We start from the raw sequence: 24,800 nt of genomic DNA on the forward strand, positions 1-24,800 counted from the left end.
TTCGCGTTGCGGCGGTCCCGTACGGCCCGTTGCCCGGGCCGACCGGCTCCGGGTGGCGGGTTCTCCTTCCCGCATCCCGCAGACAGCGCAGACCGACCCCCGTGGGGGTGGGTCCGTGTGCGTGTCGCGGGTGGGTGGCGCAATACGGTGAAAACCACTCGTCGCATCCCGTTCCCGTAGGAGCACCGGCATGTCCAGCCAATTCTTCATCCCGGACCCGGAGGGTCACGTCCCGAACGCCGAGGGTTACTTCGGTGACTTCGGCGGCAAGTTCATCCCGGAGGCGCTCGTCGCCGCCGTCGACGAGGTCGCGGTCGAGTACGAGAAGGCCAAGGTCGACCCGGCCTTCGCGGCCGAGCTCAACGACCTGATGGTCAACTACACCGGCCGCCCGAGCGCCCTCACCGAAGTGCCCCGGTTCGCCGAGCACGCCGGCGGGGCGCGGATCTTCCTCAAGCGCGAGGACCTCAACCACACCGGCTCGCACAAGATCAACAACGTGCTGGGCCAGGCGCTGCTCACCAAGCGCATGGGCAAGACCCGGGTCATCGCCGAGACCGGCGCGGGCCAGCACGGCGTGGCCACCGCCACCGCCTGCGCGCTCTTCGGCCTCGAGTGCACCATCTACATGGGCGAGATCGACACCCAGCGCCAGGCCCTGAACGTGGCCCGGATGCGGATGCTGGGCGCCGAGGTCATCTCCGTGAAGTCCGGCTCCCGGACCCTGAAGGACGCCATCAACGAGGCGTTCCGCGACTGGGTCGCCAATGTGGACCGGACCCACTACCTCTTCGGCACGGTCGCCGGTCCGCACCCCTTCCCGGCCATGGTCCGCGACTTCCACCGGGTCATCGGCGTCGAGGCCCGCCGCCAGATCATCGAGCGCGCCGGCCGGCTGCCCGACGCCGTCGCGGCCTGCGTCGGCGGCGGCTCCAACGCCATCGGCCTCTTCCACGCCTTCATCCCGGACGCCGACGTCCGCCTGGTCGGCTTCGAGCCCGCCGGGCACGGCGTCGAGACCGGCGAGCACGCGGCCACGCTGACCGCGGGCGAGCCGGGGATCCTGCACGGCTCCCGCAGCTACGTCCTCCAGGACGAGGAGGGCCAGATCACCGAGCCGTACTCCATCTCGGCCGGTCTGGACTACCCGGGCATCGGCCCGGAGCACTCGTACCTCAAGGACACGGGCCGCGGCGAGTACCGCGCGGTGACCGACGACGCCGCGATGCAGGCCCTGCGCCTGCTCTCCCGCACCGAGGGGATCATCCCGGCGATCGAGTCGGCGCACGCCCTCGCCGGCGCCCTCGACCTGGGCAAGGAGCTGGGCAAGGACGGCCTGCTGGTCGTCAACCTGTCCGGCCGCGGTGACAAGGACATGGACACGGCCGCCCGTTACTTCGGGCTGTACGACGCCGCCGAGGGGGAGACCAAGTGAGTGCCAGCGAGAAGACCGGGCGCATCCAGCTGCTGAGCGACACGCTCGCCAAGGCGAAGTCCGAGGACCGCGCCGCCCTCGTCGCCTACCTCCCGGCGGGCTTCCCGACCGTCGACGGCGCCATCGAGGCGGTCAAGGCCGTCATCGCGGGCGGCGCGGACGTGGTCGAGGTCGGCCTCCCGCACAGCGACCCGGTCCTGGACGGTGCGATCATCCAGACCGCCGACGACATCGCCCTGCGCGGCGGCGTCAAGATCGCCGATGTGATCCGGACCGTGCGCGAGGCGCACGAGGCGACCGGGGCCCCGATCCTGGTGATGACGTACTGGAACCCTATCGACCGCTACGGCGTCGAGCGGTTCACCGCCGAGCTCGCCGCGGCGGGCGGCGCCGGCTGCATCCTGCCCGACCTGCCGGTCCAGGAGTCCGCGCTGTGGCGCGAGCACGCGGAGAAGCACGGTCTGGCGACCGTCTTCGTCGTGGCCCCCAGCAGCAAGGACGCGCGCCTCGCCACCATCACGGCGGCCGGTTCCGGCTTCGTCTACGCGGCTTCCCTCATGGGAGTCACCGGTACGCGCGAGTCGGTCGGCAACGAGGCCCAGGCGCTGGTGCGGCGCACCCGCGCCACGACCGAGCTCCCGGTCTGTGTCGGGCTGGGCGTCTCCAACGCCGTCCAGGCCAAGGAAGTGGCGGCCTTCGCCGACGGGGTGATCGTCGGTTCGGCCTTCGTCAAGCTGCTGCTGGACGCGCCGGACCTGCCGGCCGGGCTGGCCGCCGTACGGTCGCTGGCGGGCGAGCTTGCGGAAGGCGTACGCAGGAGCTGACGGGAAGCGCACACCTGAACGGGTTCTGTAGCCCGATCAGGTGGAAGTGGGAGCGGGGAGGCACGCGAGTGCCTCCCCGCTTCGTTTGGCCGAACGTGAGCGAGAAGAACGACGGTGCGAACCGCGATGCGACGAAACGATCGGCCCGGGAGCGGCTCCAGATGGAGCGCGAGCGGCAGAAGGCCCGGGACAAGCGTCGGCGGACGCTCGTCGTATCGGCGGCGGTGGTCGGCGTGCTCGGCCTGGCCGCCGTCGTCGGCCTGATCGCGGCCAACACCGGAAAGGACGGCGGCGCCGACAAGGCGGGCCCGGTGGTCGCCCCCTCCGGAGCCACCGGCAAGGACGCGCTGGCCATCCGGACCGGCAAGGACGAGGCCAAGTCCACCCTGACCGTGTGGGAGGACTTCCGCTGCCCCGCCTGCAAGGGCTTCGAGGACAACTACCGGGCCACCGTCCACGAACTCGAGGCCAAGGGGCTGCTCAAGGCCGACTACCACCTGGTCACGCTCATCGACGGAAACATGGGCGGCAGCGGCTCGCTGAAGGGCGCGAACGCGGCGGCCTGCGCGCAGGACGCCGGCAAGTTCGCGGAGTACCACGACGTCCTCTTCCAGAACCAGCCGCAGGAGGTCGACGACGCCTACGGCAAGAACGCGAAGCTGCTGGAGCTGGCCGGCAAGGTGGACGGGCTGGACACCCCCGCCTTCCGCTCGTGCGTCGAGAACGGCACGCACAACAGCTGGGTGGCCAAATCGCACGAGGCCTTCCGCGCCGGAAAGTTCCGGGGCACGCCGACCGTGCTGCTGGACGGCAAGGACATCTTCTCCGACCAGGCCAATCCGCTGACCCCGGAGAAGCTCAAGGCGCAGGTGGAAGCCAAGGCCGGGGCATCGAGCGGCAGTGGCAGCGGGGCCGGGGCCTCGAAGGCAGCGGGGAAGGCCTCGCCGTCCGCGTCCGCGGACACGGCTTCCGGGGCCACTCCCGGTGCGACTCCCGGTGTGAAGGCCACGCGGCCGGCGTCCTCGGTCGGAGGGTCGACGGCGTCGTCGAAGACGCCCGCGAACAGCGGATCGGACCGTTCCGGGGAGAACTGAGCGACGCCTGGGTCATGTGTGGATTTGGTTTCGGCTTGCCGGGCGGGTTGCGGTGTGCACCGCCCGGCAAGGTAGCGTCATGTCTGCCATGGACATTGCTTACATCCCCAGTCCGTCGACCGGCGTGATCCATCTCGGACCGATCCCGCTCCGCGGCTACGCGTTCTGCATCATCATCGGCGTCTTCGTCGCTGTCTGGCTCGGCAACAAGCGGTGGATCGCGCGCGGCGGAAAGCCGGGCACGGTCGCCGACATTGCCGTGTGGGCAGTGCCGTTCGGCCTTGTCGGCGGTCGCCTCTACCACGTGATCACCGACTACCAGCTCTACTTCGGCGAGGGCCGCAACTGGGTCGACGCCTTCAAGATCTGGGAGGGCGGCCTCGGCATCTGGGGGGCGATCGCGCTCGGCGCGGTGGGCGCCTGGATCGGCTGCCGACTGCGCGGCATCCCGCTGCCGGCCTGGGCGGACGCCCTCGCCCCGGGCATCGCGCTGGCCCAGGCCTGCGGCCGCTGGGGCAACTGGTTCAACCAGGAGCTGTACGGCAGGGCCACCGACCTGCCCTGGGCGGTGGAGATCAGCGCCGGCCCGAACCGGGACGCCGGCACCTACCACCCGACCTTCCTGTACGAGTCGCTGTGGTGCATCGGCGTCGCGGTGCTGGTGATCTGGGCCGACCGCCGCTTCAAGCTCGGCCACGGCCGGGCCTTCGCCCTGTACGTGGCCGCGTACTGCGTGGGCCGCGGCTGGATCGAGTACATGCGGGTCGACGAGGCGCACCACATCCTGGGCCTGCGGCTGAACGTCTGGACCTCGATCGTGGTCTTCGTACTGGCCGTCGTCTACCTCGTGCTGTCGGCGAAGCTGCGCCCGGGCCGCGAGGAGGTCGTGGAACCGGATCGCCCGGCCGACGCCAAGGACGCCGACGCCAAGGACGCCGACGCCAAGGACGCCGATCCCAAGGACGCAAAGGCCGACGAGCCCAAGGCCGACGCCGAGGCCGGCGCTGCGGCGGCGGAGCCGGAGGACGCCCCCAAGGCAGACCTCTCCAAGGCCGAACCGGCCGGGGCCGAGGCCCCGGGGGCCGAGAAGCACTGACCCGGCGGGTCACAGCAGGAGGGGTGCCGCGTACCGCGCGGCACCCCTCCCGCGTGTTCAGCGGGTAGCCGCCCGCCGCGACAGGGCCAGGGTGCGGTGCGCCGCCGCCACCACCGCCGGGTCCACGAAACGCCCGTCGGGCAGGGCCAGCGCGCCCGGGGTGGCCCGGGCCGCGCTCAGGACCTCCTGGGCCGCGTACACCTCCTCGGGCGCGGGGAGGTAGGCCCGCTCGATCACCGGCAGCTGCCGGGGGTGGATCGCCGCCCTGCCGAGGAAACCGAGCGAGCGGCCGCGCGCACAGGAGACGGCCAGCGCCTCCAGGTCCCGGATGTCGGGGAACACCGACTGGGACGGGGGCGCCAGCCCGGCCGCGCGGGCCGCGACCACCACCCGCGAGCGGCACCAGTCCAGGCCCGGCTCCGCACTGACGGCCAGGTCGGCCCGCAGATCCGCCTCGCCCAGGGAGAGCCCGCGCAGGGCGGGGTGCGCGCGGGCGATCTCGTACGCACGCTCCACGCCCAGCGCCGATTCGAGCAGGGCGTGCAGCCCGACCCCGCCGGTGCGGTCGGCGGCGGCGACGACCTGCTGGGGGGCGCTGATCTTGGGCAGCCGCAGCCCGGCGAGGCCGTGCAGCCCGCCGAGGGCGGTCAGGTCGGCGCCGCCCCAGGGGGAGTCGAGCGCGTTGACGCGGACGTGGACGGGGAGCGGAGGCCGCTCACGCAGGAGCTCGGCGGTGGCGGCGCGGGCGTACTCCTTGCGGGAGACCGGTACCGCGTCCTCCAGATCCACGATGACCGCGTCGGCCCCGCAGCCGATGGCCTTGGCCACCACCGCCGGGCGGTCGCCCGGCGCGTACAGCCAGGTCAGGATCACAGGGCTCCCTCGGTCCGCAGAGCACTGATCTCGGCCTCGGTCAGGCCCAGCTCGGTCAGGACCTCGTCGGTGTCCGCGCCGTGCGGGCGCCCGGCCCAGCGGATCCCGCCGGGGGTCTCGGAGAGCCGGAAGAGGATGTTCTGCATCCGGAGCGGCCCGAGCTCCGGGTCCTCGATCTCGGTGACCGTGTCGAGGGCCGCGTACTGCGGGTCGGCCATCACGTCCCGGATGTCGTAGACCTGGGCGACGGCCGCCTGCGCCTCCTCGAAGGCGGCGACGACCTCCTCGGCCTTGTGGCGGGCGATCCAGCCGGCGACCGCCTCGTCCAGGACGTGCGCGTGGGCCGCCCGCCCGGAACCGGTGGCGAACCAGGGCTCGGCGATCAGCTCGGGCCGCCCGACCAGGTGCAGGACGCGCTCGGCGATGGACTGGGCGGAGGCGGAGACCGCCAGCCAGCGGCCGTCCGCGCTGCGGTAGGTGTTGCGGGGGGCGTTGTTGGTGGAGCGGTTTCCGGTGCGCGGCTGGACGTAGCCCAGCTGGTCGTACCAGAGCGGGTGCGGGCCGAGCACGGTGAGGATCGGCTCGATGATGGCCAGGTCCACGACCTGGCCGTGGCCCGTGCGGTCGCGGCCCGCGAGGGCGGTCATCACCGCGTACGCGGTGGTCAGCGCGGCGATCGAGTCCGCGAGCCCGAAGGGCGGCAGGGTCGGCGGCCCGTCCGGCTCCCCGGTGATCGCGGCGAAGCCGCTCATCGCCTCGGCGAGGGTGCCGAAGCCGGGGCGGTGGGCGTACGGGCCCTGCTGTCCGAAGGCCGTGACGCGGGTCAGGACCAGGCGCGGGTTGGCGGCGGACAGCTCGGGCCAGCCCAGGCCCCATTTCTCCAGGGTGCCGGGGCGGAAGTTCTCGATGACCACGTCGGCGGTGGCGGCGAGGCGCAGCAGGGTGTCCCGGCCGCCCTTGGTGGACAGGTCGAGGGTGATCGTCCGCTTGTTCCGGCCGAGCAGCTTCCACCACAGGCCGATGCCGTCCTTGGCGGGGCCGTGGCCGCGGGAGGGGTCGGGGCGGCCGGGGTGTTCGACCTTGACGACCTCGGCGCCGAAGTCGCCGAGCAGGGTGGCGGCCAGCGGTCCGGCGAAGAGGGTGGCGAGGTCGAGGACGCGGAGCCCTTCCAGCGGCCCGGTGGTCGTCACGAGGCGGCTCCGGGCCGTGCCGCGGCGAAGGCGTCGGTCTCGGCGCGGGCCGGCATCGAGTCCTGGGCGCCGTGCCGCTGTACGGAGAGCGCGGCCGCCGCCGAGGCCCAGCGCAGCGCCTCGGGCACGGCGCGGCCCTCGCCGAGGGCCACGGCGAGGGCGCCGACGAAGGTGTCCCCGGCGGCGGTGGTGTCCACGGCCCGGACCCGGGGCGCGGGCACGGACAGGGGTTCCCGGCCGCGGGCGGCGTACAGGACCCCGGCCGCGCCAAGGGTGATCACCACCTCGGGTACGGCGTCCAGCAGGGCGGCCGCGCACTGGCCCGGGTCGGTGAGCCCGGTGAGGGCGGCGGCCTCGTGCTCGTTGGGGACCAGCAGGTCGGTGGCGGCGAGGAGTCCGGCGGGCAGCGGCTGGGCTGGAGCGGGCGTGAGCACCGTACGGACGCCGTGCGCGCGGGCGGCCAGGGCGCCGGCGAGGACGGCCTCCAGGGGGAGTTCGAGCTGGAGGAGCAGGGCGTCGGCGGCGGCGATCCGGGTCTCGTCGCCCGCCTCCAGGCCGGTGACGCGGGCGTTGGCGCCGGGGATGACGATGATGCTGTTGCCGCCCTCGTCGTCCACCGTGATGTGGGCGGTGCCGCTGGCGCCCTCGACGGTGCGCAGGGCCGCGGTGTCGATCCCGTCGGCGGTGAGCGCGGAGCGCAGCCGTACGCCGAACTCGTCGGCCCCGACCGCGCCGATCATCACCACCTGAGCGCCGCTGCGGGCGGCGGCGACGGCCTGGTTGGCGCCCTTGCCGCCGGGGACGGTGCGGAAGGCGCGGCCGGTGACGGTCTCCCCGAGGCGGGGGGCCTTGGGGACGTAGGCGACGAGGTCCATGTTCGTACTGCCGAGCACGGCGATGGCCGTCATGAGCGTGCTGCCTCCTGTGTGGTGAGCCGGTGGGTGAGCTGGGCGAGGGTGTCGAAGCCGATGCCGTCGAAGCCGGCCACGGTGGTGGCGAGGCGGTTCTTGAGGGGCGCGGCCCAGCGGTCCGGTCCCAGCCGCCGGACACCGCACGGCACACGGAGCGGGTGAAGTCGCCGTCGGCGTGGGTGAGGGCGGCGGCGATCAGGGCGGTGTTGGGGACGGCGTGCACCCAGTGGTAGTTGCCGTACCGGGCGTGCAGGCGGTCGACGACACGGTCGAAGTCGGGTTCCCCGCGGGCGGCCCGGATCCCGGTACGGACGGCCTCGGCGAGGCGGGAGCGGGGCGGTACGACGGCCAGCCCGGCCCGCAGCGCGGTGTGCACGTCGGCCCGGCCGGTGGCGGCGGTGGCGGTGGCGGCGGCGATGAAGAGGGCGGCGTAGACCCCGTTGCCGGTGTGGGTCAGGGCGGCGTCGCGGTAGGCCTGGGCCGCGGCGGCGGCCGGGTCGCCGGGGTTGGTCCAGCCGTGGACGTCGGCGCGGATGAGGGCGCCGATCCATTCGCGGAAGGGGTTGTGGTGGGTGGCGGTGGCGGGCGGCTCCAGCCCGAGCAGGAGGTTGCGGTAGGCGACGCGCTCGGCGGTGAAGGTCCGCCCGGCGGGCAGTTCGTCGAGCCAGAGCCGGGCGACGTCGGCGGTGGTGAAGTCCTTGCCGTGCCGCTGGAGCAGGAGCAGGCCGAGGAGCGGGTAGTTGAGGTCGTCGTCCTCGGGCATGCCGTCGATGTTCTCGGCGAGGGAGGTGGGGGCGGAGCGGCGGTTCCAGGGGTACGCGGCCAGCAGTTCCGGCGGGACGCCGCGCGCGCTGAACCAGTCGTTCAGCGGCCAGTTCCCGGTGGCCCGGGCCAGCGCCCGGATCCCGGCGAGCGGCAGCTTCTCGACGGGCTTGCCGAGCAGGCAGCCGACGGCCCGGCCGACCCAGGCGGCTTCCAGCCGGGCGCACAGGCGGGGGTCCGGGCCTGCGGGGTCCGGGCCCTCGGACGCGGGCCAGGTGGCGCGGACGGCCTCCCAGGACTGCGGTTCGGCGGCGGCCCGCGAGGACGGGAGGCCGGCGAGCTCGTCCAGGAGGCCGCAGGCCAGGGAGCGGAGCTCGGGTGGTGCGGGGGCGGGGGAGGCCCCGGCCCGGTCGGGGGCCGGGTGGCCGCCCGCGGCCAGCCAGACCCGGCGTACGGCCTCGGGGTCCCGCCCGTCCTCGGCCGCCTGCCGGAGCTCGTGCCCGATGAGGTCCTCGGGCTGGGCCCAGGTGAGCCGTACGGGGTCGGGGGCAGGGCAGGGCGGGGTCACCGGGGGGCCGAGATCGTGGTGAAGGCCGACTCGTGGGCGCGGCGGCGGGAGCGGTCCAGGGCGAAGACCTCGCGGGCGACGGCGGCCAGCGCCCCGGCGGGGGCGTGCAGGTCGAGGCGGCTGGCCTCGGCGACCTGCTTGGACCAGGCTTCCGGGATCACGGCCTCGCCGCCCAGGGCCCCGGCGATCGCCCCGGCCATGGTGGCGGTGGAGTCGCAGTCCCGGCCGTAGTTGACCGCGCCGAGCACGGAGCTCTCGTACGCTCCGTCCGCGATCAGCAGCATCCCGAGCGCGATCGGGAGTTCCTCGATGGAGTGGAGCCGGGACGGTCGGCGGGCGCCCAGCGACGGGTCGCGGTAGTCCGGGCCGACCGAGTCGTACGGGGCGACCGCCGCCCGGAGCGGGCCCAGCGCCGACTCGAAGTCCCGGTGGGCGCAGGCCGCTTCGCGGACGGCGGCGATGGCGGACCGGGTGCCGTCCTTGGCCAGGGCGAGGGCGGTCTCCACGACCGAGGCGGCCGTCGCCCCCGGCAGGCACGCGGCCGCCACCGCCGCCGCGAACACGCCCGCCGCCTCCCGCCCGTACGAGGACTGGTGCGCCCCGGCGAGGTCCACGGCCTCCGCGTACGCGCCCGCCGGATTGCCCGCGTTGACGATGCCCACCGGCGCCATGTACATCGCCGCACCGCAGTTGACGATGTTGCCGCTGCCGGCCTCGCGGGGGTCGGCGTGCGCGTAGTGCAGCCGGGTCACGATCCACTTCTCGGCGAGGAAGATCCGCTGGAGCGGGAGGGCCTCGGCCTCCAGCTCCGGGATCCAGCGCGGGTTGGTCATCAGGTCCGGGACCAGGTGCTCGGCGACGGCGTAGGCGTCGAGGTGGTCCCGTACCGTCTCGTAGACCCGTACCAGGGCGTGCGTCATGAGGGTGTCGTCGGTGACGTGCCCATCTCCCTTGTGGTACGGGGCGATCGGGCGGGCCGTGCGCCAGTCCTCGTACCAGGGGCCGACGATGCCGTGCACCCGGCCGCCGTGCCGTTCCACGATCTGGTCGGGGCTCCAGCCCTCCACCGGCCCGCCGAGCGCGTCGCCGACGGCGGCCCCGACGAGAGCGCCTGCGGCCCGGTCCTCCAACGTGAGCGTCATGTCTGAATCATCCCTTGTGAGAGGTGAGTTCCGTGCGAGCGAGGAGCGCGGCGAGTTCCACGAGATCGGTGCCGGCGAGGCGCGGGAGCGCGCAGCCGGACAGGGTGCGGCAGGCCTCGCGCCAGGCGGTGGGGATCGAGTCGCCGCCGCCGAGCGCACCGGTGAGGGCGCCGGCGAGGGCGGGGGCGGAGTCCGCGACGCGGGACAGGCAGGCGGCGGCCGGGACGGCCTCGACCGCCCTGCCGCGGGCGGCGGTCGCGAGGGCGAGTGCCACGGGGACGGTCTCGGCGGCGGCGATCCCGTAGCTGTAGACGTGGTCCACGATCTCGTGTTCGAGGGTGGGGACGATGGCGAAGGCGCCGCCGCCGTCGGTGTGGGTACGGGCGAGCTTGACGGCGTGCCGGGCGTTGCGGCCGATCTCGGTGGCCTCGGGGAGCTGCGCGAGGGCGGCGTCGACGGCGGCGTCGACGTCCGCGCCGGCCAGGGCGGTCGCGAGGGCGGCGGCCATGGCCCGGGCGCCGTGGACACCGTCGCCGTCCTGGGTGTAGCGGGCGTCGAACTCGGCGAGGTCCGCCGCCGCGACCGGGTCACCGGGGTGGACGACGGCGAGGACGCAGGCGCGGACGCAGGCGGCGTCGTCGAAGTAGTGCGGGTTGTCGTGGCCGGTGGCGGGCGGGCGCAGGCCGGTGGCGAGGTTGCCGAGGCCGGCGCGGACGGAGATCCGGGCGCGCAGGGGCAGTACGGCGGACTCGACCTCGGGGGCGCGTTCGGCCGCGGCGGCGACCTCGGAGGCGAGGGCGTTCCAGGCGAGGTCGATGGCGGCGCGCATGCGGCGGGACCGGGAGAGGTCGCTGAGCAGGACCCCGGCGGCGGTGAGTACGGACTCGGCGACGAAGGCGGCCCACTCGGCGTCGTCGGACGGGCCCAGGCGCAGGGGTTCGGGGGGCTGGTTGAGGGCGATGGGGACGGGGAGGGTGGTGGTGGCGTTCTGCTCGGCGAAGGTGTCGAGCTCGCGGGTGAGGCGGCGGGTCCACTCGGGCATCCGGCTGGCCCGGTGGCGGGCGGCGGGCCAGCCGGCCGCGTCACCCGCGGCGAGCCCGAGGAGGAGACCCTCGATCCGCCGGGGTCCCGGGTCGGGGCCGCTGCCGGGGCTGAGCTCCGGCCGGGGGGCGGACGGCGCGGAGGAGGGACGCCGCTCGGCGATCCGGATCACGGGGGGCGCCTGGGGCGCGGGGGGCGCCGGGGTGGTCGCCACCGAGGACGCCGGGGGCGGGGAGCCTGGGTCCTCGGTGTACGGGGACGGGGTCATCGGGGGCCCTCGAATTCCGGGGTGAGGAGGTCCGCGATGTCCAGGACGTGGTAGCCCCGCATCGAGGGCAGGCAGCTGCCGCGTACCGGTCCGATCACCGAGGACCAGGCGGCGGGGATCGCGGCGGCCCCGGACAGGGCCCCGGACAGGGCGCCCGCCACCGCCGCCGTGGTGTCCGCGTCGCGGCCCATGTTCACGGCCGTGAGGACCGAGGAGGGGAAGTCGCCCCCGCAGGCGGCGAAGGCGCCGAAGGCCAGGCCCACCGCCTCCGGGGCGAGGTCCGTCCACGGGTAGCCGCCGATGACCACGGCCGAGCGCACGGCCCGTTCGCCGCGCGGGGCGGCGGTGACGGCCCGGCGCAGGGACCGGGCAGTCCAGGAGTCGGAGGGGATCACCGACAGGGCGGCGGAGACCACCGACGCGGGGCTGCCGCCCGCCATGGCCGCGGCCACGCCCGCCGCGACCGCCTGGCCGCCGTAGATGCCCTCGCCGTCGTGGCTGACGCAGCCGTCGATGGCGACGAGCCGCGCGGCCTCCGCCGGCCGGCCGGCGGCGAAGACCCCGAAGGGCGCCGCCCGCATGGCCAGGCCGTCCGACCACGCGTGCCGGTGCTGGGCCGAGATGGGGGCCGCCAGACCGCGCCGGAGGTTTTCGAGGGTGCCGCGCTCGGAGAAGCCCGCGCCCCTGAAGGGGCCCTCGTCCAGGTCCGCGATCCAGTGGTGCCAGGCCCGCTCCACGTGGGAGACGGTGAGCGCCGAGCCGTGCCGGGCCAGCAGCAGCCCCGAGAAGATCGCGTACTCGGTGTCGTCCGTGCCCGCCGGGTCCTCCGATACGAAGCCCTCGATACGGCCCCACTTCGCCCGGATCTCCGACGGCTTCATGTTCTCCGCGGGGGCGCCGAGCGCGTCACCCACCGCGAGGCCCAGAAGAGCGCCCCTGGCCCGTTCGAGGAGGACCTGCGGATTGCATGCAATCAGCTCCATGGCGCGCCTCTCCACTTGATGGGACTCATATTGAGCCCTTGGGGGATTTGTGCCATGACATGAGGTTTGTCGCTCGTCGCGAAACACCCAGCGCACACCGTCGTCACCCGGTCGCCGACCCGCAAAACCGCAGGTAAGTACGGCCTTCCTTGCTGGCGGGGAGCCGAATTCGTGCGTAGTTTCGAGGTGTTCCGGGGGAGCGGGACGCCGTAAGGCATCCGTTCGCACAAAAGGGGAGATATTTCGCATGTCCATCATCACCACCGAAGCGCCGCTGCACACCGCGCACCGCGACAACCACACCCACCGCGACGTCAACGGTGGATGGCTGCGGCCGGCCGTCTTCGGTGCCATGGACGGGCTCGTCTCCAACCTCGCCCTGATGACCGGTGTGGCCGGCGGCGCCGTCGCCCCGCACACCATCGTGATCACCGGACTGGCGGGTCTCGCGGCCGGCGCCTTCTCCATGGCGGCGGGCGAGTACACCTCCGTCGCCTCGCAGCGCGAGCTGGTCCTCGCCGAACTGGACGTGGAACGGCAGCAGTTGCGCAAGCACCCCGTCGACGAGATGGAGGAGCTGGCCGAGCTCTACGTCTCCCGCGGCGTCGAGCCCGCCCTCGCCCGCGAGGTCGCCATGCAGCTGTCCCGCGACCCCGAGCAGGCGCTGGAGATCCACGCCCGCGAGGAGCTCGGCATCGACCCCGACGATCTGCCCTCGCCGACCGTCGCCGCCGTCTCGTCCTTCGGCTCCTTCGCGCTGGGCGCGCTGCTCCCCGTACTGCCGTACCTGCTCGGAGCCACGTCCCTGTGGCCGGCGGTGCTGCTCGCGCTGGTGGGGCTCTTCGCCTGCGGCGCGGTCGTCTCCCGGGTCACGGCCCGGTCCTGGTGGTACAGCGGGCTGCGCCAGCTCGCCCTGGGTGGCGCCGCCGCCGGTGTGACGTACATCCTGGGAACCTGGATCGGCGGAGCCATAGGCTGACCGGGCAGGGAGTGAGACACTATGCAGAGCTCAACATAAGTAGTCCGTTACTCGGCGGTTTCGATCGCATGTCCACCGGGTACCAGACCAGGGCTGCGGGCAATGATGCCCGCCCTGTGTGTCGGTGCCTCCGGTCCGTCATCGCGTCTTGAGAACCGTCTCGAGAACCTTGGGAACACTGCGAAGGTCCCTCCTTTCTGTCCCGTGCAGTGTCCGCATGTTGGAATGGCATATCCGCTTCGCGGGATTGTCGTCATCATGTAATCTGCACGAAATTTCGCAGAGGGCCAACGTCGTCCCTCGGCTATGCACATATGCCACGACGACGACGGGAGAGCCGATGCGTTCCGCATCCACGCACTCCGCGACCGGGCTCAGCAACACCGCCTGGTCGCCCATGGACGGTCGCCCCGCCCAGCAGGGCATGTACGACCCGCGCAACGAGAAGGACGCCTGTGGCGTCGGTTTCGTGGCGAACCTCACCGGCGAGGCGACCCACACCCTCGTTGAGCAGGCGCTGACCGTATTGCGGAACCTCGAGCACCGCGGCGCCACCGGCTCCGAGCCGGACTCGGGCGACGGCGCCGGAATCCTCTGCCAGGTGCCGGACGCGTTCCTGCGCGAGGTCGCGGGATTCGCGCTTCCCGAGGCCGGCGCGTACGCCGTCGGCATCGCCTTCCTCCCCGCCGACGGCACCGCACAGGCCGTCGCCGTGGAGCAGATCGAGGCCATCGCCGCCGAGGAGAACCTCACGGTCCTCGGCTGGCGCGAGGTTCCGGTTACGCCGGACCTGCTCGGCAACGGCGCCCGCGCCACCATGCCGGCCTTCTCCCAGCTCTTCGTGAGCAACGGGAGCACCGGCATCGAGCTGGACCGCAAGGCATTCGTGCTGCGCAAGCGCGCCGAGCGCGAGGCCGGGGTCTACTTCCCGTCGCTCTCCGCCCGCACCATCGTCTACAAGGGCATGCTGACCACCGGCCAGCTGGAGCCCTTCTTCCCGGACCTCTCCGACCGTCGCTTCGCCTCGACGCTCGCCCTGGTCCACTCCCGGTTCTCGACGAACACCTTCCCGTCCTGGCCGCTCGCCCACCCGTACCGCTTCGTCGCGCACAACGGCGAGATCAACACGGTCAAGGGCAACCGCAACTGGATGAAGGCCCGCGAGTCCCAGCTGGCGTCGGACGCCTTCGGCGACGGCGTGCTGGACCGGATCTTCCCGATCTGCACCCCGGACGCCTCCGACTCGGCCTCCTTCGACGAGGTCCTGGAGCTGCTCCACCTCGGCGGCCGGTCGCTGCCGCACAGCGTGCTGATGATGATCCCGGAGGCGTGGGAGAACCACACCTCCATGGACCCGGACCGCCGCGCGTTCTACCAGTACCACTCCACGATGATGGAGCCCTGGGACGGCCCGGCCTGCGTCACCTTCACCGACGGCACCCAGGTCGGCGCGGTCCTCGACCGCAACGGTCTGCGCCCCGGCCGCTACTGGGTCACCGACGACGGCCTCGTCGTCCTCGGCTCCGAGGTCGGCGTGCTCGACATCGACCCGGCCAAGGTCGTCCGCAAGGGCCGCCTCCAGCCCGGCAAGATGTTCCTCGTCGACACCGCCCAGAAGCGGATCATCGAAGACGACGAGATCAAGTCCGAGCTCGCCGCCGCCGCTCCGTACGCCGAATGGCTGGAGACCGGCGAGATCGAGCTGTCGGACCTGCCCGAGCGTGAGCACATCGTGCACACCCACGCCTCGGTCACCCGCCGCCAGCAGACCTTCGGCTACACCGAGGAAGAGCTGCGCGTCATCCTCGCGCCGATGGCCCGTACCGCCGGCGAGCCGCTCGGCTCCATGGGCACGGACTCCCCGATCGCGGCCCTGTCCGAGCGCCCCCGGCTGCTCTTCGACTACTTCACCCAGCTCTTCGCGCAGGTCACCAACCCGCCGCTGGACGCCATCCGCGAGGAGCTCGTCACCTCGCTGCTGTCCTCGGTGGGCCCGCAGGGCAACCTGCTGGAGCCGACCGCCGCGTCCTGCCGCAGTGTCACCCTGCCCTTCCCGGTGATCGACAACGACGAGCTGGCCAAGCTCATCCACGTCAACGCCGACGGCGACATGCCGGGCATGAAGGCCGCCACCCTCTCGGGCCTCTACCGGGTCTCGGGCGGCGCCGAGGCGCTGGCCGCGCGGATCGCCGAGATCCGTACCGAGGCCGACGCCGCCATCGAGGCCGGCGCCCGCCTGATCGTCCTCTCGGACCGCCACTCGGACGCCGAGCACGCGCCGATCCCGTCGCTGCTGCTCACCTCCGCCGTGCACCACCACCTCATCGCCACCAAGCAGCGCACCCAGGTGGGTCTGCTGGTCGAGGCCGGTGACGTCCGCGAGGTCCACCACGTCGCACTGCTCATCGGCTACGGCGCCGCCGCGGTCAACCCGTACCTCGCCATGGAGTCCGTCGAGGACCTGCTGCGCGCCGGTACCTTCCTGTCCGGCCTGGAGCCGGAGCAGGCCATCAAGAACCTGATCTACGCGCTCGGCAAGGGCGTCCTGAAGGTCATGTCCAAGATGGGCATCTCCACCGTCGCCTCCTACCGCGGCGCCCAGGTCTTCGAGGCCGTCGGCCTGAACGACGAGTTCGTCGAGACCTACTTCAACGGCACCGCCACCAAGATCGGTGGCGCCGGCCTGGACGTCGTCGCCAAGGAGGTGGCCGCGCGCCACGCCAAGGCGTACCCGGCCTCCGGCATCGCGGCCACGCACCGCGCGCTGGAGATCGGCGGCGAGTACCAGTGGCGCCGCGAGGGCGAGCCGCACCTGTTCGACCCGGAGACGGTCTTCCGCCTCCAGCACGCGACGCGGGGCCGCCGCTACGACATCTTCAAGCAGTACACCGCCCGGGTGAACGAGCAGTCCGAGCGCCTGATGACGCTCCGCGGCCTCTTCGGCTTCAAGACCGAGCGGCCGTCGATCTCCATCGACGAGGTCGAGTCGGTCGCCGACATCGTCAAGCGCTTCTCCACCGGCGCCATGTCGTACGGCTCCATCTCCAAGGAGGCGCACGAGACCCTCGCCATCGCCATGAACCAGCTGGGCGCCAAGTCCAACACCGGTGAGGGCGGCGAGGACCCGGACCGCCTGTACGACCCGGCGCGCCGCTCCTCCATCAAGCAGGTCGCCTCCGGCCGCTTCGGTGTCACGAGCGAGTACCTGGTCAACGCGGACGACATCCAGATCAAGATGGCGCAGGGTGCCAAGCCCGGCGAGGGCGGCCAGCTGCCCGGCCACAAGGTCTACCCGTGGGTCGCCAAGACCCGGCACTCCACCCCGGGCGTCGGCCTGATCTCCCCGCCGCCGCACCACGACATCTACTCCATCGAGGACCTGGCTCAGCTGATCCACGACCTCAAGAACGCCAACCCGGTCGCCCGCATCCACGTGAAGCTGGTCTCCGAGGTCGGCGTGGGTACGGTCGCCGCCGGTGTCTCCAAGGCGCACGCGGACGTCGTCCTCATCTCCGGCCACGACGGCGGAACGGGCGCCTCCCCGCTGACGTCCCTGAAGCACGCGGGCGGTCCCTGGGAGCTCGGCCTCGCCGAGACCCAGCAGACCCTGCTGCTCAACGGGCTGCGCGACCGCATCGTCGTCCAGACGGACGGCCAGCTCAAGACCGGCCGCGACGTGGTCATCGCCGCGCTGCTCGGCGCCGAGGAGTTCGGTTTCGCGACCGCGCCGCTCGTCGTCTCCGGCTGCGTCATGATGCGCGTCTGCCACCTGGACACCTGCCCGGTCGGCATCGCCACGCAGAACCCGGTCCTGCGCGACCGCTTCTCCGGCAAGCCCGAGTTCGTCGTCAACTTCTTCGAGTTCATCGCGGAGGAGGTGCGCGAGCTCCTCGCCGAGCTGGGCTTCCGTACGATCGAGGAGGCCGTCGGCCACGCCGAGCTCCTCGACACGACGCAGGCCGTCACGCACTGGAAGGCGCAGGGTCTCGACCTGGAGCCGCTCTTCTACGTGCCGGAGCTGCCCGAGGGCGCGGTCCGCCACGCCCTGATCGAGCAGGACCACGGTCTGGAGAAGGCCCTCGACAACGAGCTCATCGAGCTCGCGGCCGACGCGCTGAACGCCGAGTCCGCCGAGGCGGCCCAGCCGGTCCGCGCCCAGGTCTCGATCCGCAACATCAACCGGACCGTCGGCACCATGCTCGGTCACCACGTCACCAAGAAGTTCGGTGGCGCGGGCCTGCCCGACGACACCATCGACCTGACCTTCACCGGCAGCGCCGGCCAGTCCTTCGGCGCCTTCGTGCCGAAGGGCATCACCCTCCGCCTGGAGGGCGACGCCAACGACTACGTCGGCAAGGGCCTGTCGGGCGGCCGTGTGATCGTCCGTCCCGACCGCGGCGCCGACCACCTCGCCGAGTACTCCACCATCGCCGGCAACACCATCGGCTACGGAGCCACCGGCGGCGAGATGTTCCTGCGCGGCCGCACCGGCGAGCGCTTCTGCGTCCGCAACTCCGGCGCGCTGGTCGTCTCGGAGGGCGTGGGCGACCACGGCTGCGAGTACATGACCGGCGGCACGGCGGTCGTCCTGGGCGAGACCGGCCGCAACTTCGCGGCCGGCATGTCGGGCGGCGTCGCGTACGTCATCGACCTCGACCCGGACAACGTCAACGTCGGCAACGTGGACGCCGTCGAGACCGCCCTGTCCGACACGGACAAGCAGTGGCTGCACGATGTGGTGCGCCGCCACGAGGAGGAGACCGGCTCGACCGTGGCCGCGAAGCTCCTCGCTGACTGGTCCGTCGCGGCGGACCGCTTCAGCAAGATCATCCCGACCACGTACAAGGCAGTGCTCGCCGCCAAGGACGCCGCTGAGCTCGCCGGACTCTCGGAATCCGAGACCACGGAGAAGATGATGGAGGCGGCGACCAATGGCTGACCCGAAGGGCTTCCTCACCACCGCGCGCGAGACCGCCTGTTCCCGTCCCGTGGCCGACCGGCTGAAGGACTGGAACGAGGTCTACGTCCCGGGCTCGCTGCTCCCGATCATCAGCAAGCAGGCCGGCCGCTGCATGGACTGCGGCATCCCGTTCTGCCACAACGGCTGCCCGCTCGGGAACCTGATCCCGGAGTGGAACGACTTCGCGTACCGCGAGGACTGGTCGGCGGCGTCCGAGCGTCTGCACGCGACGAACAACTTCCCGGAGTTCACCGGGCGCCTCTGCCCGGCTCCCTGTGAGTCGGCGTGTGTCCTCGGCATCAACCAGCCGGCCGTCACGATCAAGAACGTCGAAGTCTCGATCATCGACAAGGCCTGGGACAACGGGAACGTCACCCCGCAGCCCCCGGAGCGGCTGTCCGGCAAGACGGCCGCCGTCATCGGCTCCGGCCCGGCGGGTCTCGCCGCGGCCCAGCAGCTGACCCGGGCCGGGCACACCGTCGTGGTGTACGAGCGCGCCGACCGCGTCGGCGGCCTGCTGCGCTACGGCATCCCCGAGTTCAAGATGGAGAAGGTGCACATCAACCGCCGCATCGAGCAGATGCGCGCGGAGGGCACCAAGTTCCGCACCGGCATCGAGGTCGGCCGTGACATCACGGCCACCGACCTGCGCAAGCGGTTCGACGCGGTGGTCATCGCGGCGGGCGCCACGGTCTCCCGCGACCTCCCGGTCCCGGGCCGCGAGCTGGGCGGCATCCACTTCGCGATGGAGTACCTGCCGCTCGCGAACAAGGTCCAGGAGGGCGACTTCATGGCGCCCCCCATCACGGCCGAGGGCAAGCACGTGGTCGTCATCGGCGGCGGCGACACCGGCGCGGACTGCGTGGGCACCGCCCACCGCCAGGGCGCGGCCTCGGTCACGCAGCTGGAGATCATGCCGAAGCCGGGCGAGGACCGTAACGCCAACCAGCCCTGGCCGACGTTCCCCATGCTGTACAAGGTCACCTCGGCGCACGAGGAGGGCGGCGAGCGGGTCTACTCCGTCTCCACCACCCACTTCGAGGGCGACGAGGACGGCAACGTCAAGGCGCTGCACCTGGTCGAGGTGGCCTTCGAGGACGGCAAGCTCGTCCAGAAGCCCGGCACCGAGCGCGTCCTCCCGGCGCAGCTGGTCACCCTGGCGATGGGCTTCACCGGTACCGACCAGGCCAACGGCCTGGTGGACCAGTTCGGCCTGGAGCTGGACGCGCGCGGCAACGTCGAGCGCGACGCCTCGTACGCGACCAACGTCGACGGCGTCTTCGTCGCCGGCGACGCGGGCCGCGGCCAGTCGCTCATCGTCTGGGCCATCGCGGAAGGCCGCTCGGCCGCCCGCGGCGTGGACCGCTTCCTGACGGGCACCAGCGCCCTCCCCTACCCGGTCAAGCCGACGGACCGCTCGCTGACCGTGTAGCCCCGCAGTACCCCTCCCTTCTGGGAGGACCCCTCATACGGTCCGTACAACGGCGTACGGAAACCTGACGCAGCGCCCGCCATAGTCCCCGACCAGGGATGGCGGGCGCTGTGGCGTTTCCAGGCCAGGTCTTTCGGGGTGGATCCCCGGGGAGGGACCGGCCCCGGCCGGAAGGCGGCCGGGGCCGCTAGTGGCTCGGCTCGCATCGTTGGCCGGGTAATAGACGTGCTGCCCGGTGGCGGGATCTCGTCCTCAGCAGGTGCAAGCCTGCTGGCCCAGGGGCGGGCGATCCTGGGTCGGCCGTCGGACCACCAGCGCGGGTAATTGGCAGATCTTCTGCGGCAGTTGACGGCGCCGTTCGACAACGTTCCGAGCTGAGGCACACGCTTGCCCGCCCCGGCGGGTCGGTGGCGTCGCACACCCAGCGACGCATACGGAGTGCTACCGCTTGCACACTCAGTGTGACACGCCTAGCTTCTTGATCAGCGAGTGCCTGCCCGCGACGCTTCGTTCGGTTTATGTAACTGATGGAGTCCGTGCAAATGCAAGCTAATTCCACCAGTCCGGCTGCCAGGTTATGTGCCACCTAGTCGACTGTACTGCCGCACGATCGGATTGCGGTCTGCGCCGAGAGTCAAGGAGAAAACCATGAAGAAGACGATTCTTGTCGCGGCGTGCGCGGCAGTGGCTACAGCGTTCCCGGCAGTGCCCAGCCAGGCAGCTCAGGTCGTACTCGTTGTGGATGACAACGGAGCGCAATGCCCGGGTGCACCTTTTACCACGATCCAGGCAGCGATTACTGCGGCCTCGCCAGGAGATGAGATCAGGGTCTGCGCCGGAACATACAACGAGGTTGTCACCGTGAACAAGGCGAATTTGCGCTTGGTCGGACCGGCCGCCGCCCCCGCAGAGACAGCGTGCCGCCAGGCCGGAGCTCCGGATCCATCCAGGCAGGCGATCATTCAGTCGGCGAATGGTTCAGGCAGTGTCCGCTTGGCGGAGAACGGTATCAGGTTCTCCCGCTTCACCGTTCAGAACAATACCTCCAGTTATGGCATTGTCACGAGTGCGGCACACTCGGGCCACCAAGTACGGCAGAACGTGATCCAGGGCAACGTATTCGGAGTCTATTTCAACTCCAGCGGCACAAACCTTTCCGAGGTTGAACAGAACTGTATCCGCCAGAACAATGAACCCGGTTCTGCAAGCGGCAGTGGAGTCTACTCGGACGCGGGCCTGAAGAATGCGGACATCGAAAGAAACACCTTTTCTGGTAACGAAAACTCTGGTGTCCTTCTGGATGCACTGGCACCCGGAGGAGTCGACAATGTCAGAGTAAATAGAAACACCTCCTTGGAGGATAGGGCCTTTGTGTTCATCTTCAAGTCCAGCAACGTCTCCGTGGGGAGTAACATCATCCGGGACAACTTTGGCGCCCCCGGGATCTTCTTCGGCGACAGCAACACGAATTTGAGGATCACCTCCAACATCATTGAGAGGGGCTTCCTGGGCGTGCGGGCCAACGCCTTTGGCCTTTCACCTAACGCCAACGTCACCATCACCGGCAACATCATCAGAAATTCCGAATCAAGCACCGTCGGCCACGGCATCAGCGTGGCAGCGAACTCCCTCACGAACTCCGTCATCTCCCGGAACATCGTCAGCGACAACGCGGGCGACGGCATTCGCATCGATGCCGGCGGCAACGGGGGAAATACCATCAGATCCAACGCCGCCCGCCGCAACGGCATGCTCGACTGCCGCGACAACACCAGCGGCACCGGCACCGACGGCACGGCCAACACCTGGACCGGCAACATTGGTCCGAACGCGGCCCCCCCTGGAATCTGCCTCTAGTGGCGTGTCACGCAGCCTTGGCTGGGTATTGCGTCCACTGGCGGATTGGTGAGTCGGGGGCGAAGTTGGTCTTCGGCTCAGCGCGGGTGTTTCGCCAGCGTATGTAGGCGCCGATGGCGGCGCTCTGCTCTGCGTGGGTGCGGTGGTCGGTGCCGTTGAGGGCGAAGTAGCGCAGGGCGGCGAACTCCGATTCGATCCAGTTCAGCCAGGAGCCGTAGGTCGGCAGGAAGACCAGCTCGATGTCGTTGTCGGCGGCCCATATGCGGACTTCGGCGTGCTTGTGTGGGGAGAAGTTGTCCAGCACCAGGTACAGCTTCTCCCCGGGCCAGCGGGAGCGCAGGATCTTGAGTAGGCCGAGGAACTCGCGCCATCGCTAGTGTTTGCGGATCCGGTAGTAGATCTTCCCGGTGGCCAGGTCGAGGGCGGCGGGCATGTGCATCACGCCGCCGTAGCGGTTGTAGGTGGCCCGCAGCCTGCGGAGCCTGCCTGCCGGACGCCACGCTTTGCCCCTGCGTGGCATCAGGTTCAGCGCCCCGAACAGCGCCAGGACCTGGTGCATCTTGGCGATGAAGTCCGGGTCGGTGGACGCCTTCCAGGTAGTGGTGGCCTGCCAGGAGACCGTGCCCTCGCGCAGGATGCGCCGCAGGGTCTCCCGGCTGATCGCTGGCACCACATGCCGTTCGACCAGGTGAGCGGCGAGTTTGGACAGGCTTCAAGTGGAGAAGCCGGCGATGTCCCAGTCGGCGGGGGACGTCCGGGCGATCAGACGGATGTGCTCACGCACCCGCTCACTGATCGTCTTCGGGCGTCCCCCGCTCCATTTTGGGTCCAGCGCGTCGAACCCCCGCTCGTTGAACGCATGGATGACATCGCGCACGTAGTCCTCACCGACCTGCATCAGCGAAGTGATGTCCTTGACCGCCTGGCCCTGAGCGGACATCAGCACCACGATCGCCCGCCGCAGCCGGACCGGATCCTTCGCACTCCGGCTGATCCGCTGCAGCCTGCGGCCCTCGTCCATGCTGACCGGCCGGACGAACACACTCGGTCGACGTCCCACGACCACCTCCAAGATCAGGCCCCGGAGACAGTCTGCTGCGCACCGGGCAGCACGTCGATTACCCGGCCAACGATGTGAACCGAACCACTAGACGAGTCATTCCGAAGTGATCGTGCTCAGCTTGCCGATGGGCCAAGGGGCCATTCGATGGCGTGCTGCTGGCCCGTGGACATGCATGCTGCCTGCGCCAAGGCGGGCTTTGCGTCCCTCGAGAAGCCGGCGAAGTAGATGACGCTCGCCGCACAATGGAGGCCGGAGCTGGTGCTGCTTGTCCCGGGCCGCTCACGGCAGCTGCCGAATCCCTCCCCAGGGCTTCAACTTAGCTGGTCGCGCACGAGATCAAGGAATGCCTGTCGGCTCGGATGGATGTGCGCCCAGACCTTCTCATCCTGTGGCTCTCCCGGGTCTTCGGGGCCCTTCCTGATCACCTCCTGTACTGCCCACGCGAGGCTGCGTGCCGCTTCGCTGACCTCGGACGCGCACAGTACGTGGATCGTCTTCTGCGTCACCCACACCCTGTCAAGGACCTGCCTTGCCCGGGCCTGCCACTGCTCGTCAGCCAGGTTGTGGTGATACCGATCCACCGCGACTCGTTCTGCTTCCTGCACCGCAGACAGAAATGCGATGAGGTGCGTGAGACGCTCGTTGCGGCGCGCCTCGGCAAGTTCACGGACACTGCGGCGCGCCTCGCCGCGTTCCAAGGCGCGTCCTGCCGAGCGTTGGGCCAGCATCGACATGAGCCCGCCGAGCAGGACGCCGATGAGCGGCGCAAGCGTTGTCCACACAACGTCCGATTATGACATCGATGGCATGAACACGGCACGGGGGTTCGGGCAATATCGGGCCGGGACCGGGACGCGCAGACGGCCAGGTTGTCGCAGCCTTCGACAACGGCGGGCAGCAGACGGCGGAAGATCTGAGATCTTCGCGCTGCCCTGGGCGCTCTTGGCCACAGCGCGGACCGGGAGGTCCGGTACTGGGCATGAGGTGGCGTCCGGTCTCCCGTGTCTTGTCGGCCTGCTCAAGCGTGAAGCCGGGCAATCGGGCAGCCCCCTGCCGGCGGCCGGAGAGACAGACAGGGCGCCAAGATCGTTCTGTGACGAATGACCTGGACGCCCTGCTCACCGCACTGTATGTGAAGATCGACGACGAGATCACGGACACCCGGTGGCTGGGACGCCCTCCCCGGCTGACCGATTCCGAGCTCGTCTGCCTCGCCGTCGCCCAGGCGATGCTGGGCTTCACCTCGGAGTCCAGGTGGCTGCGGTTCGTCCACTCCCGCCTCGGCAAGATGTTCCCCTTCGTGCCGAAGCAGCCGGGCTGGAACAAGCGGCTGCGGGCGGCGCTGCCGCTGGTCAAGCGGGCTGTACGGCTCCTTGCGACGGACACCGACTTCTGGTTCGACAACCACTGGATCATCGACTCCACCCCGGTCGAGTGCGGCCGGTCACGCCCCACCGTGAAGCGGTCGGACCTGGCCGGCTGGGCCGGATACGGGTACTGCGCCAGCCATTCCCGATTCTTCTGGGGCCTGCGGCTATACCTGGTGTGCACCCCAACCGGTATGCCGATCTTGTGGTCCCTTGTGAACCCGAAGCTGGACGAGCGCGAGGTGCTGACGGCGATGTTGGATCGTGAGCCGGACACAGTCACCGACCGCCCCGGCCTGCTGGTGATCACGGACAAGGGCTTCGCCTCCAAGGAATTCGAGACCGATCTGGCCATGCGCGGGGCAGAGCTGCTGCGGCCCTCGTTCAAGCGGGAGAAGCGCCGCAAGGGCGAGTCACTGCTGAAATCGGTGCGGCAACTGATCGAGTCGGTGAACGACACCCTCAAAGGCCAGCTCGACCTGGAACAACACGGCGGCCGGACCTTTGAGGGCGTCACCGTCCGCGTCGCCCAACGCGTCCTCGCGCTGGCCGCAGCAATCTGGCACAACCACAAGACCGGACAGCCAAGCACACGGTCCCTGATCGCCTACGACCACTGATCACTTCGGAATGACTCATCTAGCTCGTCCGGGAGATGATGAAGCCCCGCGTGGGCCCCTGGTGCGTGCCGCAGGCTGGGGACAGTGCGGCAAGCGTGTCGGCGGTGACATCCCGGCGGGTTTCGGGGTCGGCTTCGTCGAACACCAGCCAGTTCCCCGCAGGGTTCTCCGGATCCTCTGGCGCTACCACCCCCGGGATGCCGAGCCGCCGCAGCGTGGTTTCCAGTTGCCGGGCCTCTTCCGCGTTCATGCCCTCACGCACCCTTCCGTTGGCGTGGGCAGGAGACTATTCCCCGCCGCCACCATGCGTCGCACAGTTCCCCGGGTTGATCGGG

Annotated in this window: 21 protein-coding genes and 1 pseudogene; 9 read left to right on the forward strand and 13 right to left on the reverse strand. The window is 70.9% G+C overall.

The window, feature by feature from the left end; genetic code table 11:
• The first annotated feature begins 190 nt into the window (after positions 1–190).
• The 4 genes from trpB (at position 191) to lgt (ending at position 4,449) form a co-directional block, all read left to right on the forward strand.
• Positions 191–1,435 (forward strand): tryptophan synthase subunit beta, encoded by a 1,245-nt coding sequence (gene trpB, locus OHA89_RS27075; protein ID WP_257556743.1) that lies wholly within the window; start codon positions 191–193, stop codon positions 1,433–1,435.
• Positions 1,432–2,259 carry a tryptophan synthase subunit alpha gene (gene trpA, locus OHA89_RS27080; RefSeq protein WP_215146494.1) on the forward strand — a complete coding sequence of 276 codons (828 nt, stop codon included), beginning with the start codon at positions 1,432–1,434 and terminating at the stop codon, positions 2,257–2,259. The genes trpB and trpA overlap by 4 nt, the downstream gene beginning before the upstream one ends.
• 95 nt (positions 2,260–2,354) lie before the next feature.
• Entirely contained in the window at positions 2,355–3,353 is a 999-nt protein-coding gene (locus OHA89_RS27085; protein ID WP_406367309.1) for a DsbA family protein, read from the forward strand.
• A gap of 88 nt (positions 3,354–3,441) precedes the next feature.
• A complete protein-coding gene (gene lgt, locus OHA89_RS27090; RefSeq protein WP_406368601.1) occupies positions 3,442–4,449 on the forward strand; it encodes a prolipoprotein diacylglyceryl transferase in 1,008 nt (335 codons plus the stop codon).
• 57 nt (positions 4,450–4,506) lie between these two features.
• Here lgt and OHA89_RS27095 read toward each other — a convergent pair whose 3' ends face one another.
• The 8 genes and pseudogenes from OHA89_RS27095 to OHA89_RS27130 form a co-directional block, all read right to left on the reverse strand.
• The gene (locus OHA89_RS27095; protein ID WP_257556745.1) at positions 4,507–5,322 is read right to left on the reverse strand and encodes a CoA ester lyase; all 816 of its coding nucleotides are present in this window, start codon (positions 5,320–5,322) and stop codon (positions 4,507–4,509) included.
• Positions 5,319–6,512: a CaiB/BaiF CoA transferase family protein gene (locus tag OHA89_RS27100; RefSeq protein ID WP_406368603.1), complete on the reverse strand. Its 1,194-nt coding sequence runs from the start codon at positions 6,510–6,512 to the stop codon at positions 5,319–5,321. Before OHA89_RS27100 ends, OHA89_RS27095 begins: the two co-directional genes overlap by 4 nt.
• The gene (rbsK, locus tag OHA89_RS27105; protein WP_406368605.1) at positions 6,509–7,420 is read right to left on the reverse strand and encodes a ribokinase; all 912 of its coding nucleotides are present in this window, start codon (positions 7,418–7,420) and stop codon (positions 6,509–6,511) included. The genes OHA89_RS27100 and rbsK overlap by 4 nt, the downstream gene beginning before the upstream one ends.
• Positions 7,417–7,572: a hypothetical protein gene (locus OHA89_RS27110; protein ID WP_406368779.1), complete on the reverse strand. Its 156-nt coding sequence runs from the start codon at positions 7,570–7,572 to the stop codon at positions 7,417–7,419. Before OHA89_RS27110 ends, rbsK begins: the two co-directional genes overlap by 4 nt.
• Before the next feature lie 32 nt (positions 7,573–7,604).
• Positions 7,605–8,753: pseudogene (locus OHA89_RS27115) on the reverse strand (ADP-ribosylglycohydrolase family protein); the annotation flags it as partial.
• On the reverse strand, positions 8,750–9,895 hold the full coding sequence (locus OHA89_RS27120; RefSeq protein WP_266610264.1) for an ADP-ribosylglycohydrolase family protein: 1,146 nt from the start codon (positions 9,893–9,895) through the stop codon (positions 8,750–8,752). The gene OHA89_RS27120 and the pseudogene OHA89_RS27115, both read right to left, overlap by 4 nt.
• Positions 9,896–9,902: 7 nt before the next feature.
• Complete coding sequence (locus OHA89_RS27125) at positions 9,903–11,204, reverse strand: ADP-ribosylglycohydrolase family protein (RefSeq protein WP_266610266.1); 1,302 nt, start codon at positions 11,202–11,204, stop codon at positions 9,903–9,905.
• Entirely contained in the window at positions 11,201–12,187 is a 987-nt protein-coding gene (locus OHA89_RS27130) for an ADP-ribosylglycohydrolase family protein (RefSeq protein ID WP_215146503.1), read from the reverse strand. Before OHA89_RS27130 ends, OHA89_RS27125 begins: the two co-directional genes overlap by 4 nt.
• 247 nt (positions 12,188–12,434) lie before the next feature.
• Here OHA89_RS27130 and OHA89_RS27135 point away from each other — a divergent pair, with 247 nt between their 5' ends.
• From OHA89_RS27135 to OHA89_RS27150, 4 genes are all read left to right on the forward strand, one after another.
• On the forward strand, positions 12,435–13,166 hold the full coding sequence (locus OHA89_RS27135; RefSeq protein ID WP_266610268.1) for a VIT1/CCC1 transporter family protein: 732 nt from the start codon (positions 12,435–12,437) through the stop codon (positions 13,164–13,166).
• A 397-nt stretch (positions 13,167–13,563) separates the two neighbouring features.
• Complete coding sequence (gene gltB / locus OHA89_RS27140) at positions 13,564–18,105, forward strand: glutamate synthase large subunit (RefSeq protein ID WP_266612447.1); 4,542 nt, start codon at positions 13,564–13,566, stop codon at positions 18,103–18,105.
• Entirely contained in the window at positions 18,098–19,558 is a 1,461-nt protein-coding gene (locus OHA89_RS27145) for a glutamate synthase subunit beta (protein WP_257556754.1), read from the forward strand. Before gltB ends, OHA89_RS27145 begins: the two co-directional genes overlap by 8 nt.
• Before the next feature lie 648 nt (positions 19,559–20,206).
• Positions 20,207–21,415: a nitrous oxide reductase family maturation protein NosD gene (locus OHA89_RS27150; protein ID WP_266610271.1), complete on the forward strand. Its 1,209-nt coding sequence runs from the start codon at positions 20,207–20,209 to the stop codon at positions 21,413–21,415.
• 7 nt (positions 21,416–21,422) lie between these two features.
• Here the strand turns inward: OHA89_RS27150 and OHA89_RS27155 are convergent, their stop codons facing one another.
• The 4 genes from OHA89_RS27155 to OHA89_RS27170 all read right to left on the reverse strand — a co-directional run bounded on the left by OHA89_RS27155 (position 21,423) and on the right by OHA89_RS27170 (position 23,260).
• Positions 21,423–21,758, reverse strand: coding sequence for a transposase (locus tag OHA89_RS27155; protein ID WP_323186061.1), 336 nt, complete (start codon positions 21,756–21,758; stop codon positions 21,423–21,425).
• A 30-nt stretch (positions 21,759–21,788) separates the two neighbouring features.
• Positions 21,789–22,085, reverse strand: coding sequence for a hypothetical protein (locus tag OHA89_RS27160; RefSeq protein ID WP_266610273.1), 297 nt, complete (start codon positions 22,083–22,085; stop codon positions 21,789–21,791).
• Positions 22,086–22,127: 42 nt separating this feature from the next.
• Positions 22,128–22,475, reverse strand: coding sequence for a helix-turn-helix domain-containing protein (locus tag OHA89_RS27165; RefSeq protein ID WP_266610274.1), 348 nt, complete (start codon positions 22,473–22,475; stop codon positions 22,128–22,130).
• A gap of 314 nt (positions 22,476–22,789) precedes the next feature.
• Positions 22,790–23,260 (reverse strand): hypothetical protein, encoded by a 471-nt coding sequence (locus tag OHA89_RS27170; RefSeq protein WP_051880332.1) that lies wholly within the window; start codon positions 23,258–23,260, stop codon positions 22,790–22,792.
• A 311-nt stretch (positions 23,261–23,571) separates the two neighbouring features.
• Here OHA89_RS27170 and OHA89_RS27175 point away from each other — a divergent pair, with 311 nt between their 5' ends.
• Positions 23,572–24,465, forward strand: a complete 894-nt coding sequence (locus tag OHA89_RS27175) for an IS982 family transposase (protein ID WP_406367310.1) — start codon at positions 23,572–23,574, stop codon at positions 24,463–24,465.
• Between the two features lie 19 nt (positions 24,466–24,484).
• Here OHA89_RS27175 and OHA89_RS27180 read toward each other — a convergent pair whose 3' ends face one another.
• Positions 24,485–24,715 carry a hypothetical protein gene (locus OHA89_RS27180; RefSeq protein WP_266610280.1) on the reverse strand — a complete coding sequence of 77 codons (231 nt, stop codon included), beginning with the start codon at positions 24,713–24,715 and terminating at the stop codon, positions 24,485–24,487.
• Positions 24,716–24,800 lie beyond the last annotated feature (85 nt).

It is taken from the genome of Streptomyces sp. NBC_01546 (genome assembly GCF_045208355.1).
In the GTDB taxonomy this organism is placed as follows: domain Bacteria; phylum Actinomycetota; class Actinomycetes; order Streptomycetales; family Streptomycetaceae; genus Streptomyces.